Annotated in this window: 18 protein-coding genes and 1 pseudogene; 8 read left to right on the forward strand and 11 right to left on the reverse strand. The window is 52.8% G+C overall.

Annotation, left to right across the window (positions count from 1 at the left end; all coding sequences use genetic code 11):
* Window positions 1-287: pseudogene (locus BGL48_RS05815) on the reverse strand (hypothetical protein); the annotation flags it as partial.
* 87 nt (window positions 288-374) lie between these two features.
* Between BGL48_RS05815 and rsmD the strand changes: the two are divergent.
* On the forward strand, window positions 375-986 hold the full coding sequence (gene rsmD / locus BGL48_RS05820) for a 16S rRNA (guanine(966)-N(2))-methyltransferase RsmD (protein ID WP_069361777.1): 612 nt from the start codon (window positions 375-377) through the stop codon (window positions 984-986).
* A 10-nt stretch (window positions 987-996) separates the two neighbouring features.
* Window positions 997-1,263, forward strand: coding sequence for a DUF1145 domain-containing protein (locus BGL48_RS05825; RefSeq protein WP_069361778.1), 267 nt, complete (start codon window positions 997-999; stop codon window positions 1,261-1,263).
* A 3-nt stretch (window positions 1,264-1,266) separates the two neighbouring features.
* On the opposite strand, the gene BGL48_RS05830 is transcribed toward BGL48_RS05825, so the two are convergent.
* The 4 genes from BGL48_RS05830 to BGL48_RS05845 all read right to left on the reverse strand — a co-directional run bounded on the left by BGL48_RS05830 (window position 1,267) and on the right by BGL48_RS05845 (window position 3,858).
* The gene (locus tag BGL48_RS05830) at window positions 1,267-1,566 is read right to left on the reverse strand and encodes a DUF2007 domain-containing protein (RefSeq protein WP_069361779.1); all 300 of its coding nucleotides are present in this window, start codon (window positions 1,564-1,566) and stop codon (window positions 1,267-1,269) included.
* A gap of 2 nt (window positions 1,567-1,568) precedes the next feature.
* Window positions 1,569-2,204 (reverse strand): lysoplasmalogenase, encoded by a 636-nt coding sequence (locus tag BGL48_RS05835; RefSeq protein WP_069361780.1) that lies wholly within the window; start codon window positions 2,202-2,204, stop codon window positions 1,569-1,571.
* A gap of 139 nt (window positions 2,205-2,343) precedes the next feature.
* A complete protein-coding gene (locus BGL48_RS05840) occupies window positions 2,344-2,703 on the reverse strand; it encodes a DUF4145 domain-containing protein (protein WP_069361781.1) in 360 nt (119 codons plus the stop codon).
* A 144-nt stretch (window positions 2,704-2,847) separates the two neighbouring features.
* Entirely contained in the window at window positions 2,848-3,858 is a 1,011-nt protein-coding gene (locus BGL48_RS05845; protein WP_069361782.1) for an acyltransferase, read from the reverse strand.
* Between the two features lie 250 nt (window positions 3,859-4,108).
* Between BGL48_RS05845 and BGL48_RS05850 the strand changes: the two genes are divergently transcribed.
* The 3 genes from BGL48_RS05850 (at window position 4,109) to BGL48_RS05860 (ending at window position 7,774) form a co-directional block, all read left to right on the forward strand.
* On the forward strand, window positions 4,109-5,707 hold the full coding sequence (locus tag BGL48_RS05850) for an AbgT family transporter (protein ID WP_069361783.1): 1,599 nt from the start codon (window positions 4,109-4,111) through the stop codon (window positions 5,705-5,707).
* 136 nt (window positions 5,708-5,843) lie between these two features.
* Window positions 5,844-6,863, forward strand: coding sequence for an alpha/beta fold hydrolase (locus BGL48_RS05855; protein WP_069361784.1), 1,020 nt, complete (start codon window positions 5,844-5,846; stop codon window positions 6,861-6,863).
* Window positions 6,864-6,964: 101 nt separating this feature from the next.
* Window positions 6,965-7,774, forward strand: coding sequence for a Cof-type HAD-IIB family hydrolase (locus BGL48_RS05860; RefSeq protein ID WP_069361785.1), 810 nt, complete (start codon window positions 6,965-6,967; stop codon window positions 7,772-7,774).
* A 47-nt stretch (window positions 7,775-7,821) separates the two neighbouring features.
* On the opposite strand, the gene BGL48_RS05865 is transcribed toward BGL48_RS05860, so the two are convergent.
* A complete protein-coding gene (locus BGL48_RS05865; RefSeq protein WP_069361786.1) occupies window positions 7,822-8,277 on the reverse strand; it encodes an EVE domain-containing protein in 456 nt (151 codons plus the stop codon).
* A 94-nt stretch (window positions 8,278-8,371) separates the two neighbouring features.
* On the opposite strand from BGL48_RS05865, the gene BGL48_RS05870 reads away from it, so the two are divergent.
* A complete protein-coding gene (locus tag BGL48_RS05870; RefSeq protein WP_077523495.1) occupies window positions 8,372-9,877 on the forward strand; it encodes a hypothetical protein in 1,506 nt (501 codons plus the stop codon).
* A gap of 85 nt (window positions 9,878-9,962) precedes the next feature.
* The gene (locus BGL48_RS05875) at window positions 9,963-10,652 is read left to right on the forward strand and encodes a tRNA-uridine aminocarboxypropyltransferase (protein WP_069361787.1); all 690 of its coding nucleotides are present in this window, start codon (window positions 9,963-9,965) and stop codon (window positions 10,650-10,652) included.
* 56 nt (window positions 10,653-10,708) lie between these two features.
* Here BGL48_RS05875 and BGL48_RS05880 read toward each other — a convergent pair whose 3' ends face one another.
* The 5 genes from BGL48_RS05880 to ftnA form a co-directional block, all read right to left on the reverse strand.
* Window positions 10,709-12,589, reverse strand: coding sequence for a methyl-accepting chemotaxis protein (locus tag BGL48_RS05880; protein WP_069361788.1), 1,881 nt, complete (start codon window positions 12,587-12,589; stop codon window positions 10,709-10,711).
* A gap of 240 nt (window positions 12,590-12,829) precedes the next feature.
* Window positions 12,830-14,014: an NAD(P)/FAD-dependent oxidoreductase gene (locus tag BGL48_RS05885; protein ID WP_069361789.1), complete on the reverse strand. Its 1,185-nt coding sequence runs from the start codon at window positions 14,012-14,014 to the stop codon at window positions 12,830-12,832.
* Window positions 14,015-14,090: 76 nt separating this feature from the next.
* Window positions 14,091-15,212 carry a mechanosensitive ion channel family protein gene (locus BGL48_RS05890; RefSeq protein ID WP_069361790.1) on the reverse strand — a complete coding sequence of 374 codons (1,122 nt, stop codon included), beginning with the start codon at window positions 15,210-15,212 and terminating at the stop codon, window positions 14,091-14,093.
* Between the two features lie 97 nt (window positions 15,213-15,309).
* Complete coding sequence (locus BGL48_RS05895) at window positions 15,310-15,657, reverse strand: universal stress protein UspB (protein WP_069361791.1); 348 nt, start codon at window positions 15,655-15,657, stop codon at window positions 15,310-15,312.
* Between the two features lie 52 nt (window positions 15,658-15,709).
* Window positions 15,710-16,240 (reverse strand): non-heme ferritin, encoded by a 531-nt coding sequence (gene ftnA / locus BGL48_RS05900; RefSeq protein WP_046074610.1) that lies wholly within the window; start codon window positions 16,238-16,240, stop codon window positions 15,710-15,712.
* A 221-nt stretch (window positions 16,241-16,461) separates the two neighbouring features.
* Here ftnA and BGL48_RS05905 point away from each other — a divergent pair, with 221 nt between their 5' ends.
* Window positions 16,462-16,887, forward strand: a complete 426-nt coding sequence (locus BGL48_RS05905) for a universal stress protein (RefSeq protein WP_069361792.1) — start codon at window positions 16,462-16,464, stop codon at window positions 16,885-16,887.
* Window positions 16,888-17,027 lie beyond the last annotated feature (140 nt).

Genomic DNA, 17,027 nt, shown 5'->3' on the forward strand with positions numbered 1-17,027 from the left:
CTCTGCTCTGTGTCGGCGGCTCTGGGCTCTGGTTCTGGCTCTGGCTCTGGCTCTGGCTCTGGCACGGTATTGGCTTCGCTTTCGCTATCAGATGCAAGGGTTTCTTGCGATTGTTGCGGGCTCGCCTCATCAATCGGTGTTTCTACCGATGTGGTTGACTCTGCCGTCTCTTCCGCCCCGTCTGACGCAGTCGTTGGCGACGCTTGTTCTGGTTCAGGCTGTGTCTGGTCTTTTTTCCGACCCAAACCCAACCATGACATAAATCCACGTTTCTTTTTTTCTGCCATTGGCAAATCCTAAAGCATGCTTGATACAATCAGCGACTCAATACCGAATCGACATAGTCTATCACCTTCTTTACGGTCAAAAAATCTATGGTTAAACGCGCCAACCGCAAATCTTCATCGGCTCACGCCTCTCGGGGAGCTGGGTCTGTTCGTATTATTGCTGGCCGCTGGCGTGGCCGTAAGCTTGTGGTGCAAAATGCGCAAGGGTTACGCCCGACGACCGACCGGGTAAAAGAAACCGTGTTTAATTGGCTGTCACCCTATTTACCGGGGGCACGCTGTCTGGATGTGTTTGCTGGCAGTGGCGGATTGGGCTTTGAGTCCCTCTCTCGCGGCGCCGCTTGGACGCAGTTTTGCGAAAAAAACCCCGCGGCAGCCAAGCAACTGCGAGATAACCTCGCGCAGCTTGGCGCAGAGAATGCGCAAGTAGACAGCACCGATGCCCTAGCGCTTCTCGCGACCCCGCCGCAAAACGGCCCATTCGATGTGGTCTTCGTCGATCCCCCGTTTCATCAAGGGTTGCTTAACGACACCTTGGCTGCGCTAGAAAACAACGGATGGCTCGCACCTGGGGCATGTATTTACGTTGAAGCGGAAAGTGAGCTGGATGACTATCACGTCCCAGGAAGCTGGCACTGCCACCGTGAAAAGCGTGCTGGACAAGTCAACTTCCGTCTCTATTTCAACGACAAGGCATAAGAGAAACGCAATGAAAGGATTAATTTTACTCGCCAAAGCCGCCATCGCCTTTGTGTGGCTCGTATTGATTGCCAATATTGTCCATCCGTTTCCGGGTGTGGCCGCCATGGCACTTTATATTATGACGGGTTTTTTGCTGGTCATGCACGGGCTACAAATGCTGATTTTTTTGGGGGCGTTTGGCGATAAAATTGCCATGAGCCGCTGGGAAAAGTGGTCAATCCTAATTTTTGGGATTTTTGCGCTGCTCGATATTCGCCGCAAGCATATGATGTAGCCCTCACTCACGACTATGCTGGCATTGCCAGCATAGTTCAAAACTGCCGGCGTTCTCTTCCCCACAGTGCTCGCATACCCAGTGCGTCTCGCTTTGCGCTTCATACGCCTGCAGTAGTTGCCTTGCTTGAGCGACGTTTTCTGGGGCAACCCATAAGGTCACACCTTGCACATCGGCGGGTAACTCGCCCACTGCTGCACTTAACGCTTCGCCTTTCAATACACAATCAATGTGGTGGCTGGCTAACAGGCCTTTTAGGCTATGGGCCTCCAGTGTATTCATCGCTTGATAGACTTTTTCCATCCTCACCCTCCTTGAGCGATCACCACCGAGGCACTGATCAGTGCTTGCGCGAAAAAGTAACTCGACATCACCATCGCTTGTGCAGGGCGAAATTCACCTTTAAAGCGGACAAACGCCAGCACCGTATCTGACACCATAAAACAGATAGCGCCAGCCAGTGCGAGCGCCGCCGCGGGCGAGTGGGTATTCAGCCAATATTCACCCGCCGCCCATACCATCTGGGTGATCACGGCAATATACACGGCCACAGGCAGCGCGAGCTGGCCTAAGTTTGGGAGCAGTAAAAGAAAGACGATAATGCCCAGTCCCGATAGCATAGCGGGCAACCACCACACCATATGGCCATCAAACTGTGCCCAAAACGCGAAGATATAGACAAGATGGGCGAGCAAAAAGCTGGTTAACCCCTGCACAAATCTGTCTTTAGGGAGCATTAAAAAGACATCACCCACCACGGAAAACAACAACGCGACGAACACCCATTGCGCATAATGAGAGGCGCTAATGTGAGTGCCCACTATCGCCATTAGCATCACAATAGTCAGCGGTTTAAACAGATAAAACTGCCAACGCGGGCCCCGGTAGGCTGCGGAGATATGCAGCAGTCCAGAACAACAGACAGCGAACCAGCTCCACATGAGTATCATTCCTTTCAAGACAAGGACGCCAAGTCTAGGCAGGCTGGCGGAGATGTCCAGCGTCCCTTGATGAGAACAAGATCCAGTTTAAAAAAATCGTAACGTTAACCGTGAGGTGACAACCGATCATTATGGTTAGCTAACCACTCCATTGCGGCCACACTTGCGCGTAAAAACCAATTGCCCCCGCGGTAAACAGCAGGATAAGCCCCGCGGCAAGCCGCCAAATCAATCGGTTGCTTCGCGGCACTAATTCTGACTCACAATATTTGCTCACCGATATAAATTCACGTATATCGTCCACTTCGTAACCCTCTTCATGAACGACCTTATTACGAATCGTCGCCACAAAGCGCAACTTCTTGATCACCTCATGCGGCAGCCGTTTTTGGCTACTGTCGATAAGCTGATGAAGCCCCTTCCCTTCGGCGTGATAGTGCTCACGCAGCAAGCTTTCTAGGCGCTTACTGTGCTTAATCACCACTGCGACGTCATCCATGGTCTCTCTCCTTACCGGCTCCCACCTTATAAGTATGGTGGTTTTTATACCATTGAGGGGCATCAGGCTTCATGATTGCGATCTGATCCTGTCATCCTATATTCAATCAGTTATGACCGCCCTTGTCGTCAAAAGTGTCATCATTTATGGCACCAACCACGCGGTGGCGCGATAACGCTGGAGTACAGCAGTGGTCAACGCCGCCCCCGCAAAGGCATACACCGTCAGTAAGGGGATCCAAACCAGTGCGGGCGATAAGGTGGGCCAATAAGCACGCACGGGCCAGAGAAACACCGGGTGAATCAGGTAGATACCGAGACTATAACGACTTAAGGTCGCCAACCACGATGGGGTTGCTTTCCCCGCTCGCCATTGCCTCACCGCCAGAAACAGGGCAGCACTGATCAGTACCGTATTAACCGTGGTATACGACAGCCACCCCTCGGTAATATATTGTTGATGCGTAACACTGGTGGTCAACACGTGATACTCAGTCATCCCCAACGCCAACAGGCCCAACCCCCACCACAGTGACAACGCACGTGGCGCTTGGTGCAGCCAATAGCCGAGCCATAAGTAACCGCCGTACAGGATAAAATCATTCCGCCACCAGCCATGCGCGCCGGTTAAATACCAAGCGGTGACGCCTATCCACGCCATGCCAACCAACGCCACTGCCCATGGCGGTAAGCGTGGCACTAACGGACGCAGCAAGGGCACCCAAAGTAGCAGCGGAATGTAATAGTAGAAAAAACCGAGGTGATAATAGGTTTCATGATCAGGCGCCGCCTCGAGTGTTTGAACGACGGTCTGCCACGAAAAACCATCCGGCGTCATTCCAGACAGGCACGCAAAAGCCAACGACCACACCAAAAAGGGCACCACCACCTTAACCACGCGGCGGCGGATAAAATGGCGCAAACTGAAAGGGCGCGTCGACGAGAGCAACAGTAAGCCCGAGATCATGATAAAAATCGGCACTGCCCAGCGACTCGCACTGTTTAGCCCCACCGCGACGGCCCAATCACTCAGCGCGATATCACCGATTTGAAACCGATACGGGCCGAGTACATGAATCGCCACCACGAAAAAAGCGGCGAGGACACGCAATATGTCGAGGTAATCAATATGTGTCTGTGTTTTAGTCTGTTGCATTTGTTAACACTTTTAACCCGTTACCGATTCGAGCACCCATCCATCATACGCCAATTTCCCGTCAAATGATGTCCGTTAAAGTCATTATCCAGTCAAATATGTTATTTTTTAAGTTAATTAGCAGCACACAGATCGCGTTTTAACCTTAATAACTAGCTTTTAATCTTGCTATTTAAGTTAAAAAACAATTAACATTCGGCCTCCTTTTCCCATAGACGGGAAATGCAGTACAACCAAGGAGACCAATCCCATGCACTCAAGTACCACTGAGCAACAAGGTGGGCCGCACAAGCGCACACTGTTTACGCGCTTTCTCGATACCGTCGAGTGGCTCGGTAACCTGCTCCCTCATCCAGTGACTTTATTCGCGATTTTCTGTGTCGCTATCCTGCTCGCCTCGGGTATTGCTGGCTACTTTGATGTGTCTGTCGCCGACCCCCGCCCAGAGGGTGCCAAAGGGCGCGCGGCCGATGGCATGATTTATGTGCAAAGCCTGCTCAACGCCGAAGGCTTGCAAATGATCGTCACCAATTTGGTGAAAAACTTTACCGGCTTTGCCCCACTCGGCACCGTTCTGGTCGCCATGCTCGGTGTGTCAGTCGCAGAGCACTCCGGGCTGCTGTCCGCTTCGATGCGCGGGCTGGTGATGGGCGCGTCGCGTCGCACCGTGACCTTTACCATCGTGTTCGCCGGTATTATCTCGAATACGGCTTCAGAGCTTGGTTATGTGGTGTTAATCCCGCTTGCGGCGATGATTTTCCACTCATTAGGCCGCCATCCATTAGCCGGGCTTGCCGCCGCGTTTGCGGGTGTATCCGGCGGCTATTCAGCCAATTTATTGTTGGGAACTGTCGACCCTTTGCTCTCAGGGATCACCGAGTCAGCCGCGCAGATGATTGACCCGGATTACAGCGTTGGGCCTGAAATGAACTGGTACTTTATGTTCATTTCTACCTTCTTCATTGCCATTGTGGGCGCGTGGATCACCGATAAGATTGTCGAGCCTAAGCTCGGTCAGTATGACCACAGCCAAGCCTCTGAAGATGTCGCCGCCGCCTCCGCGAGCAAGCTGAATGATGACGAGAAACGCGGCTTGCGCAATGCCGGGATTGCGGTGCTGATTGTCAGCGGTATTTTAGCGCTCACCATTGTCCCTGAGTGGGGGCCACTGCGTCACCCCGAGACCAATGAAGTGGCAGGCTCGCCGTTTTTGAAAGGCATTGTGGCCTTTATCATGGTGTTCTTTGCCGTCCCAGGTATCGTGTTTGGCCGCACCGTCGGCACCATCAATAACGATCGCGACGTGATTGATTCGATGTCTAAGTCGATGAGCGCCATGGGCATGTATATCGTGCTGGTGTTCTTCGCCGCGCAATTTGTGGCCTTCTTTAAATGGACTAATTTTGGCCAAGTGATTGCCGTCGGCGGTGCTGACTTCCTGCAAACCATCGGTTTAACAGGGCCAGCGTTGTTCTTTGCCTTCATCTTGATGTGTGGCCTGATTAACCTCTCGGTCGGCTCAGCATCCGCGCAGTGGGCCATCACTGCCCCGATCTTTGTACCGATGTTAATGCTGGTCGGGTATGCCCCAGAGACGATTCAATCGGCCTACCGGATTGGCGATTCAGTGACCAACATCATTACCCCGATGATGAGTTACTTCGGGCTGATTTTGGCGGTGGCGTGTCGCTATGTGAAAAATCTGGGGATTGGTACCTTGATTGCCACCATGTTGCCTTATTCGATGATCTTTATGGTCGGATGGAGCATCCTATTCTACGTATGGGTGTTCGTGCTCGGTCTACCCGTTGGCCCTGGCGCAGAAACCTACTACAACTTCAACCAGTAACTTATCGTTATTCGGTGTTAAGGCAAGCGCTCGCGCTTGCCTTTTCTTTTTGCCGCGGCGCTTTTCCCACAAGTGTCATTTTCATCCATCCCTCAAGACGGTTATAGTAAGTCTATCTCAGTGATGGTAAACCAAGATGACAGATCTCGCCGACAGTCAGGATCAGCCGGCTTTTGATGCGCACTCTCTCGCCCGTGAAGCAGTGCTGAGCGATGCATTTAAACACCAGATAACACCTTTTTGGCAACAGCGTGAACAAGGCTACTTCCACGGTGAGGGCGGGTTGCGTTTGCACTGGTGCAGCTTTACCCATCCGCAGAACACGCGGGCAGTCGTGGTGGTCAATGGCCGCATAGAAAGCGTGATGAAGTATCAAGAGATCTTTTATGACCTCTTTCAGATGGGCTATGACGTCTACAGCTTTGATCACCGCGGCCAAGGGTTGTCCGAGCGGCTCGTGATCAAACCGCGCGATCTGGGTCATGTCGAACGCTTTGACGACTATGTCACTGATCTAGCGACTTTTATGCAATTTATTGCCGCGCATCGGCAATACGACCAAACATTTATGCTCGCCCACTCCATGGGCGGAGCCATCGCCACACTCTATGCGCACCAATTTCCCCATGCCATAGACGGGCTTGCGATGACCGCACCGATGTTTGGTGTGCAAGTGAATCCTTGGCTTGGGCGTATCGCGCCTTGGCTATGCCGCTCGTTAGCGCGCTATCAGCATCCACCTCGCTTTGGGCCCGGCCAAGTGGGTTATCGCCATGTTCCGTTTGAGCAAAACCGCTTAACCCATTCACGCGCACGCTACGCCTGGTTTCGTCAGCTCTACATCAATCAGCCCCAGTTGCAAATCGGCGGGCCAAGTGCGCGCTGGATTGCCGAGGGCATGGGAGCGGCCCAGCACTGTTTAGCCATCGCCCCCCAATTGGCGACCCCGATACTTATTTGCCAAGCCGGCGGCGAACAGATTGTGTCTAATCCCGCCATGGCCGAGTTCCATTTTTTACGCCGGCAAGCCAATCAGCCGAGTCAATGGCAGTTTTTCCAAGGTGCGCGGCACGAAATCTTGTTTGAAACCGATACACATCGCCAAGCAGCATTCACGGCCATCGATGGTTTTTTTCAAACTCAGTGCCAACGTTAAAAGCGGAAATCGAACAGTGAGAAGGTTCCCTTTTTCGCCGTCGTCAGTTGCAGTAGACTCAAACATACTGTGATTGTGATCGCCTAACTAATGAGGACATGATGTACAAACTCGTCGCTTCTGATCTCGATGGTACCCTGCTCACCCCAGAGCACAGTATCGCACCCTATACCAAACAGGTGTTGGAACAACTGCATCAGCAAGGCATCCACTTTGTATTTGCCACCGGGCGTCATCATGTTGACGTGGCTAGCATTCGTGAGACCGTCGGCATTCCTGCATACATGATCACCTCCAATGGCGCACGCGTGCATGACAGCGATGACAATTTGGTATTCCAACACAATGTTGACCCTGAGATTGTTGCCAACCTCATCAATGAGGTGAAACAAGATCCGACCGTCACTATTCATCTGTATCGCGATAATGACTGGCTGCTGAGCAAAATGGATGAAGAGCTCGCCCGCTATCATAAAGACTCTGGCTTTAACGCCCAGGAGTTTGATGTCGACAACCCACCGGTCGATAACATCGCGAAGATTTTCTTTATTCGCCACGATCACGACCACTTACTCAAATACGAACACCAGTTTTTGTCCCAGTATGGCGAGAGCATCAGCGTGGCATTTTCGACGCCATTCTGCTTGGAAGTCATGGGGAATGGGGTGTCCAAAGGCGCGGCGTTAGAGGAAGTGGCACGCCGTCATCAGCTCAACTTGGCCGACTGTATCGCCTTTGGTGATGGCATGAACGATGTGGAAATGTTGCGCGCCGCTGGGCAAGGCTTGGTGATGGCCACCGCCCAAGCACGTGTCAAATCCACCCTCTCAGATAAAGCCATTATTGGTAGTCACGCTGATGAAGCGGTAGCGCGCTATTTGAAAGCGCACCTATTAGACTCCCTTTTATAAGCGACCTGGCTCACACCATGAGCCAACAGGCGTCTGATAGCGATGCACTATTCCCCCGCCATCGCCAAGATTGCCTGCCATTGCGCTGTGGTAACCGGCATCACACTCAGCCGGTTACCTTTTTTCACCAACGGCATCTCAGACAGAGCCGGGTTTTGCTTCATTTCAGCCAACTTAATCAGTGGCAGATGACGCTGATATGCCACATCCACCATAAACCAACGCGGTATTTCAGGCGTGGCTTTCGGATCAAAGTAGCCGCTTTGTGGCTCAAACTGAGTATGATCGGGGTAACACGCGCGCACGACGGTGGCGATCCCCACCACACCGACGTGTTTGCACGAGGAGTGATAAATCAACACTTCATCGCCAACGCTTACCTCATCACGCAACATATTGCGTGCCTGGTAATTGCGCACACCCTCCCAACATGAAACCTTTTGCTGCTTTAGTGTGTCTATCGAAAAGGTATCTGGCTCTGTTTTAAATAACCAATAACTCATGCTAGCTTGCTCTTAACCGGATGATGGCGGCAATCTTGCCCTGCCCGTAATCCAGGCGCAAGCCTCTCTTTTCGCTCAGTACAAGGAGTTTTTCGTGCCATCTTTTCGCCCTCTTATTATCGCGTCGGTCAGTATGCTGACCCTCGCAGCTTGCAGCAGCAGTCCTTCGGGCCCCGTAGAGCTTGGGCATCGTAGCGATAAAGTTGACACGGGTCTGGTTCATACGCCGCAGCCTTTTATGCAAACCGGCCAAATCTCTGTCAGTCCCGAAACAGCTAGCTTCACGCCGTGCGGCAGTCAAAAGCAATATTGGCTGGATTTAACCGCCGATCAACGCGCAACCTTATCCCAGCAGGCCGGGCCGGTATACAGTGAATTTGAGGGCTACTTTACGCCGGTGTCACGCCGCGGATACAGTGCTGATTACCCCGCCGCGGTGACCATGACACGCTTAAATATGCTCACCAGCGAACTAGAGGGATGCGCGCAACCGCGTAATACCTTGTTGGCGGAAGGACAGACCCCGACCACCTGGTCGGCGGCCGTCGGTCAAGGACACCTCGCTTGGGAAAGCGAGCAAGACTCACAAGAGCGCCCGCTCAGCGGACAAAGCATGAGCCAAGAGCAAGCACAATTCCGAGCCCAACAAGCCGCTTTAACGCTTAGCGCGCAAGGCTGCCAACAAAGCGCTAACACCCTCTATGGCTGGCAAGCACGTTTAAAAACAGCGAAAGGCACTTACCAAGGGTGTGCGATCTTGCCGTCAGTGGATACCAGTCAGCATTGGGCGGGCGAATACCAAGGTACCAGCCAGTCGCCCGGCCAACCGACACTGACCACACAACTGACCTTGCTGCCCGATCATAGCGCCATCACCAGCTACCACCCACAAGGGGAAGCGGTGACCAAAGAAACCGGGATTTGGCAGCCGATCGGGGACAATCAAGTGCAAGTGCTCACTACTCGCAGTGGTGAGCAAATGGTGGTGTCTGAGCGCATATATACACGTAACGGGTTTACCCTCACCGCCTCCGAGGAAACCTTTAATGGCAATACCTACTCATTAGGTCATGACGGCTTAACGCTGAGGCTCAAAGTCGGGGATGCCGTGAACGTATCAAACCAAACCGGCATTAAAGGCAGCGCCGAGAAAAACCCGCGCGTTGAGCAAGCACTCAAAGACTACCTCAGCGATAACGGCCAAACCGGCCCACTCACCTATCGCTGGCTCACCCACGATCTCAATCAAGACGGGCAGCCTGAGCTGTTGGTCTTGACCGACAGCTGTGGCAGTGGCGGCTGCACCTTATTGGTGTTTAAAGGCGACGCGCAAGGCTGGCAGTTTAATAGCCGCATGACACTGGTGCATGTGCCGCTTTTATTAGCACGCAACCAAAGCCAGGGTTGGCATGATCTAATCGTGCCGGTCGGTGGCGGTGGTGCGCCTGCCGGCCACCATGTGATGCGATTTGATGGGCAGCGTTATCCACTTAACCCCAGCACTGCCCCTCGCGCGCCCAAACCGGATGGCTCAGACACAGCATTATTTGCCGATGGCATCTATGCCACCCAGCAAGGGGCGGTATTGGGAGAAGAATAACGCAGACACGCGCCCGTGGCACGCGGGCTCGCATTCCTTGTCGGACTTGCGCACAATAGCGACCCGACACCTTAAGGAGAGTCTGATGGCCCGTTCGCCTTGCCGCCAATGCGGTTTTACCTATCACTGTATCTGTCACTGCTATTGGCCGCTGGAAAGCCAATTGCAATGTGTGCTGGTGATGCACGAAAACGAAGCGGCGCGCCAATCCAACACCGGCAAACTGGTTAAAGCAGCGCTGCCCCACACTCAGATAGAGATATGGCAACGCAAGCAACCACCGCAAGCCTTGCTCGACAGCTGGGCGCGCGGTGATGTGTCACCTTGGTTGTTGTTTCCCAGTGATGATGCTATCCCGGCAGATAGGCTATTTGCTGACGCGGTTCGGTCTGTCTCTTGCGCGGATGGGTCAGTCTCTTGCGCGGAGGCGTTAGCCGCCACCAAAGCGCCTCGCGCGCCGTTACAGTTTGTGGTGCTGGATGCGACTTGGCAGCAGGCGCAAAAAATGCTCAATAAAAGCCCGTGGCTCCATCGTCTGCCGCGGGTCAGTTTGCCGTCGACTGCGGCCTCACAATATACACTCAGGCGCAACCAACCACCGGGACACTTGTGTACCAGTGAAGCGGTGAGTGCATTACTACGAAGCCAAGGCGACGTGAACGCCGCCACGCAGCTGGACCATTTTCTGGTCCACTTTATGAAGAGCTACGAGGCCGATCGCCACCATCACACCACACCGCTCGCCGCCCCCAAGATGCTGCCCCCAAAAGAATGAACAAAAAACGCCGAGCACAGCGCACTGCCATGCTCGGCGTTTAAGCCATTTATGGGCTACAGCTTAAAGCGGCTGATCTCTTGCTCAAGGCTATGAGAAAGCTCGGATAACGTCGCGGCTTGACGCGCGGCTTCATCCGCTTCGGTCGATAGCTCATTGGACACATCGCGAATGCCCTCTGAGTTACGGGTGATCTCCGCGGTGACGCTCGATTGCTCTTCCGCTGCCGAAGCAATTTGGGTGGCCATATCGCTAATTTGGCTTACCGCCGCGACAATCTGGCTCAAGCTTTCGTTCGCCGCACTGGCATCGTCCACACTGGCATGCGCACGTTGCTGGCTATCTTGCATCATAGTCACCGCGCGACCGGTTGCCTGCTGCAAGGTATCAATCATCTGCTGAATTTCGGTGGTTGAAGCATGGGTACGCTGGCTCAATATCCGTACTTCATCGGCTACCACCGCAAAGCCACGGCCATGCTCACCGGCGCGTGCTGCTTCAATCGCGGCATTCAATGCCAGCAGATTGGTTTGCTCGGCCACTTCTTGAATGGTCGACAAGATGCTAGTAATGCTATGCGCATGCTGGTCGAGCTCGCCAATAACACCGGTTGCCGCTTCCACTTCACGGGCAAGCTCGGTGATCGAGTGCTTACTTTGCTCCACTTGCTGGCCGCCATCGTTGGCGACGCTTTCGGTCTCTTGGGCGGTGCGCGCGGTATTATCGGCATTGCCGGCAATATCTTGGGTCGCCGAGGCCATTTCATGGATAGCGGTCGCCACCATATTGATTTCATCTTGCTGATGACCAATACGGGTGGAGCGCTCTTCGGCTTGTGCCGCGGTCAGCTCGGCCTGTTGCTTGAGCGAGCCAGACAACTGGCGCAAATGCGACACCATGGTGTGCATGTTGCCGACAAAGCGGTTGAAGTTGTTGGCGAGTTTGCCAATTTCATCATTGCTGTGTGGCTCAAGGCGCTGGGTTAAGTCCCCTTCACCGGAGGCAATTTCTTCTAGCGCAGCGGACACATTGAGCAAGTCACGGAACAACACGTGCATCAACCACGTCACGGCACCGGCCACCAACAAAGTGATCACCACCGCGGTTAGCATTAGGTCGAACAAGGTATCACGCTGGCTGGCGTATTCGGTGCGCTTATCCAGCTCAATGGCCAGTACCCAATCAGTATTAGGAACCGAGGCAAAATAAAACAGTTTATCAACCCCATCGACAGGCAGTTCCACCAGCGATTGCTGTGCCAACGCCTGACGCACGCGGTTTTCATTCAGCTCAGGAGACAAGCTACGATACGGTTTTAGCAAGCGCGCTTTGTCTTTGTGGGCGAGGAAGGTGCCATCGGCGCCTAACAGCATCGCGTTCGCATTTTTGCCCACTTTTAATTGGGTCACGTCACGGATCAGCTGGTCAATCAACACATCTGCGCCCACCACACCCATCAATTCGCCATTGCGACGTACTGGCTCGGCCAAAGTCACCAACATCGCACCGGTAATCGCATCACTGTAAGCAGTGGTAATAATCGGGCTACCTGCACTCACGGCTTGCTTGTACCACGGACGGACGCGAGGGTCATAATCATCGCGGTTGCGTTCTGGGCGCGAGCGATACATGGCGCCTTGAGGAGTACCATAATAGATATCGTCAAACCCACCGGCCTCACGCGCTTGCTGTAAATAGCTCACACGATGGCTACTGCTGGTGTAATCGGTGAAGGCACTGGTGATATCAGCACGGATTTGCACCCAACCGCTGATCGATTCGGTCGCCGCAGCGGCGATACCACTGACGCGGCTATAGATGCTCGACTGGGTTTGGGCTTGAATTTGGCTTACAGCAAGCCAGGTGAGAAAGGCGGCCATCAGCAATACAGCAGATAAGCATGCCCCAATTAATTTTTGTTTTAGTGATAACTGCATGGGAACGGCTCTCAAAGCAACGACAGGTTAATTCCAAACTCCCCGATAACCGAGGTAGCAATAGTGAACAGCCGTCACCCCGTCCCTAGGGTACCGCGAGCCCATCCTGCGCGTCGCGGGTTCACAGCGCCGGATAATTTTTATCCGACATGGCAAGCGCGCGCTAATGTAACAGCGCGCAAGAAAGATTGCCATTTTTTAGACAAAAAACAGTCAACTAGAGAAGATTTAGAATCAAGATCACACATGCTGCCCGGCGACCCAGCCGGAGCTCCAAGCCCATTGGAAGTTATAGCCGCCGAGCCAGCCGGTAACATCAAGCACTTCACCGATAAAATACAGGCCGGGGATATCTCGCGCTTCAAGCGTTTTCGAGGAAATAGAGTGGGTATCTACCCCGCCAAGTGTCACTTCTGCGGTGCGGTAACCTTCAGTGCCGTTTGGCGCAATAGACCACTGGTGAAAGTAGTGATGAAGCTGATCGAGCTGCTTGTCATCGAGCTGCTTGAGCGGTTTATCCGGCAAGCTATCGCGCGCAATCAAGACCTCGACCAAGCGTTTGGGGAATAGGCGAGACAGTGCGGTTTTTAAGGTTTGGTTGGGGTGCTTATCACGCATCGCCACCAGCACGTCTTTTAGCGACTCACTAGGGAGTAAATCGATGGTGACCGCTTCACCCGGCTGCCAAAACGAGGAGGTTTGCAAGACCGCCGGCCCCGATAAGCCGCGGTGGGTAAAGAGCAGGTTCTCGGTAAAGCAGACGCCAGACTCGGTGGTTATCGAACATGGTACCGACACCCCGGAAATATCGGCAAAGCGAGTTTTATCTTCTTGGTGCAAGGTATACGGCACCAAGGCGGCGCGGGTGGGCAGCACTTTTAAGCAAAATTGCTCGGCAAGCTGGTAACCAAAAGGGGTGGCGCCAAGCTTGGGCATCGAAAGGCCGCCCGTGGCGACTACCAACGACTGGCAGCGTACCGGCTCACCATTGAGTTTAAGGCGAAAGCCGGTTTCTTCTTTTTCGATATCATGCACTTCACAGCGATAGCGTTGACTGATGGTGGCTTGGTCGCATTCGGCCAAGAGCAAGTTGACGATATCTTTGGCGCTGTCATCACAAAATAACTGGCCATGGTCACGCTCGTGATAGGCCACACCATGGGTGGCCACCAGACCAATAAAGTCCCATTGGCTGTATTGCGCCAATGCGGATTTGACGAAGTGCGGGTTTTCACATAAGAAGTTATTGGCGGTGACGTCATAGTTGGTGAAATTGCAGCGTCCGCCGCCCGAGATCAGGATCTTGCGGCCCGGCTTTTTGGCATGATCTACCACCAAAACACGGCGACCACGTTGGCCAGCTTGTGCCGCACACATCAATCCGGCGGCACCGGCGCCAATCACAATTACATCATACTCAGTCACACGCTTACCTGTTTATTCTCTGCTCACCCTGTGGGAGCGGCATTGTAGCAGCCCGCACGTGAGCGGCAAGCGCGATTTAACGCGCCTGCGCTTCAGGCGGTGGCACCATGGCATCGGCACCCTGCGCCATCAGGCTTGGATCCATATGCAGCGTACGGGTTGGAAGAGCAATATCCGCACCGTGCTGATGAATAATACCAATCACTTGCAGCAATACATCTTGCTTCACGCGGTGATAGCGTTGCCAGTTCACCGTTTTGGTGAAGGTGTAAATAAAGAAATCGAGCGAGTGTGGGCCAAAGCTGTTGAAGTTCACAATCAAGGTTTGTCGCGTTTCGATATCTGGGTGAGCCTCAAGCATGGCATACACATCATCAATCACCGCGCTCATTTTATCGGCGTCTTGGTAACGTAGTCCGATAGTTTCATAGATGCGGCGGTTAAGCATCCGCGAGGGGTTTTCCACCACCACGTTGCTAAATACCGAGTTGGGCACGTATAAAGGACGTAAGTCAAAGGTGCGTAACACCGTCATGCGGATACCAATTTTTTCTACCGTGCCTTCGATATTGCGATCAGGCGAGCGTACCCAGTCGCCGACTTTAAACGGGCGATCAAAGTAAATCATCACCCCACCGAAAAAGTTTGACAGTAAATCCTTGGCGGCAAAACCAACAATTAACCCCCCGACACCCCCGACGGTCAGTAGGCCTGAGACACTGACCCCCAAACTTTTGAGCAAGGACAACGCCCCGGCGCACACAAAAAGCGCACGCAGCACGTTCCCCAAGGTGTTGATAGTGGTGTGATCGCGTTTGCTGGCTTCAATCATCACCTGCTCGCCACTATTCACCAGGCGTAACAGCACCCAGATAATGACCCAGATCACTACCAAGTCTTGCACCAAGGTGAGCCAACTCAGTGAGACATTGCCTAAGGTGTTGTCGATAACGATTTCGAGCGAGTGCGAGGCAGGCCATAACCAAATCAATACACTTAAAGGCGTATCTATCGCCGGCCAAAGGATGTCGTCCCAGCGGGTAATGGTCTTTTCCGCCAAGGCTTTCAGCCGCCCTACCAGCACGTGCCAAACCGTCCAGGCAATAGCACTGATGCCCGTTAGAGTGACAACATCAGAGATCCATTCCCACGCCGCTGCTTCATGAAGCGACTGCCACCATTGGAGTAGGCTTTGCATGATTTCCTCAATTACGCTGTGATCCAAGTAGTTGAATCAGATTAACAAAAAAAATGCTGACCTCGGTCAGCATTTTGTCGAAATTATTGGCGTCCGCTTACCAGCCCGCAAAAGCGACAAGAAAAAAGGTCGCGAGCAAGGCACCAGACAACGCAGCGTTAAGGATGAACAAGTGGCGTACTTTGTTGCATTTTCCCACGAATACTTCATCGTGATGATGCAGATACTCCTGACTACGAATGTACTGGTACAAGCGTTTTTGCCGAGAGATATCGCCTTGGGGTGAGAGTGAGAAAAAGTTGTTATCGCCACGACAGATTTGCTGATAAAGCAGCGGATTGGCGTCGCGTAACATCACAACCAGCGCACGCAATGAAGATAGATAGCGCGCGAAATTGACTAGCATGACAGTAAATACCGCCATGATCAGGATATCACCGTTCATAGACCTCTCCCTCCGCTACGCCGGATAGCGCTCAGAGGGAGAGGTAAGTCGATTACTGCCCTGCTGAGCCGTCCATCACTGACGTAGACTCTTCAACTGCCATCGATGCCAAGTCTTTGTCGATAAAGAACAGCGCCTTGCCATCTTCGCCGACTAACTCGATCTTATCGAGTATGCCTTTAAACAGCTTCTCTTCTTCATGCTGCTCCGCTACATACCACTGCAAGAAGTTAAAAGTTGAATAATCTTGCGTGGTAAACGCAACGTGCGCCAAGCTGTTAATCTTTTCCGTAATCAAGCGCTCGTGCTGATAGGTTTCACGAAACACTTCGCCCAGTGATGCAAATTCGTGACGCGGCGCATCAATCGAACCCAAAATAGGCATCGCCCCTGTCTCACTGACGTAAGTAAACAGGCGCTGCATATGCTGCATCTCTTCTTGTGCGTGCTTATGCAGGAATCGCGCGGCTCCTTCGAAGCCTTGATCCTCACACCAAGCGCTCATTTGTAAGTATAGATTTGATGAGAAAAACTCCAAATTGATCTGCTCATTGAGCCTGTCAACCATGGCAGGTGCTAGCATATAAAACATCCTCTTTATTTGGGGTTAGCTGCCATTCTGACCAGCAGCACGTTGGTTTTCAAGCGGATCACGCCGACTAACAGCATCGATACCGAGTCTTGTATCGAATTTATGACTCGTGTCATCGTCGAATTGTTGATCGGAATGCGATCACAGTGACTGTTTTTTATACGCAAGCTCGCTAAACTGCGATGACAGCCTCATAGAAAAAGGATAACCTCATGTCATATAAGCATATTTTGGTTGCTGTCGATTTGTCAGATGATAGTGAACGCCTGCTCAAGAAAGCCGATGTCTTAGCCTGTGCCCTCGACGCTCAGCTCTCTTTAGTACACATCGACGTCAATTATGCCGAGCTTTACACCGGGCTCATCGACATCAACTTGGTCGAATCGCGTAATCGTGTGATTGAAGAGGCGCAGCAAAAGCTGAATCAACTGGCCAGTGATGCGCAAAGCTCGGTGACACATACCTTGGTCAGCAGTGGCGATCTTGCCGAAGAAATCACGGAGTCGATTCAAAACATGGGCATTGATCTGGTCGTGGTCGGCCACCACCAAGACTTTTGGAGCTCGCTGCTGTCCTCCACCAAGCAATTACTCAATAAAACACCGGTCGATTTGTTGATGGTGCCTATCCGCGACTAGCTGCACCGCCTCTCTTACCTGTGAAGGCGGTGATGCCGCCTTCTTGCTTTCATCATTGCTTTCTCTCTTATCCCCACCAAGACGAACCGATTGCGTCCCCGCGATGAAACGGTACACTGCCTTTTTATTTACGATATCGA

The sequence above is a fragment of the Salinivibrio sp. SS3 genome (assembly GCF_001722105.1).
GTDB classification, from domain to species: Bacteria; Pseudomonadota; Gammaproteobacteria; order Enterobacterales; family Vibrionaceae; genus Salinivibrio; species Salinivibrio kushneri.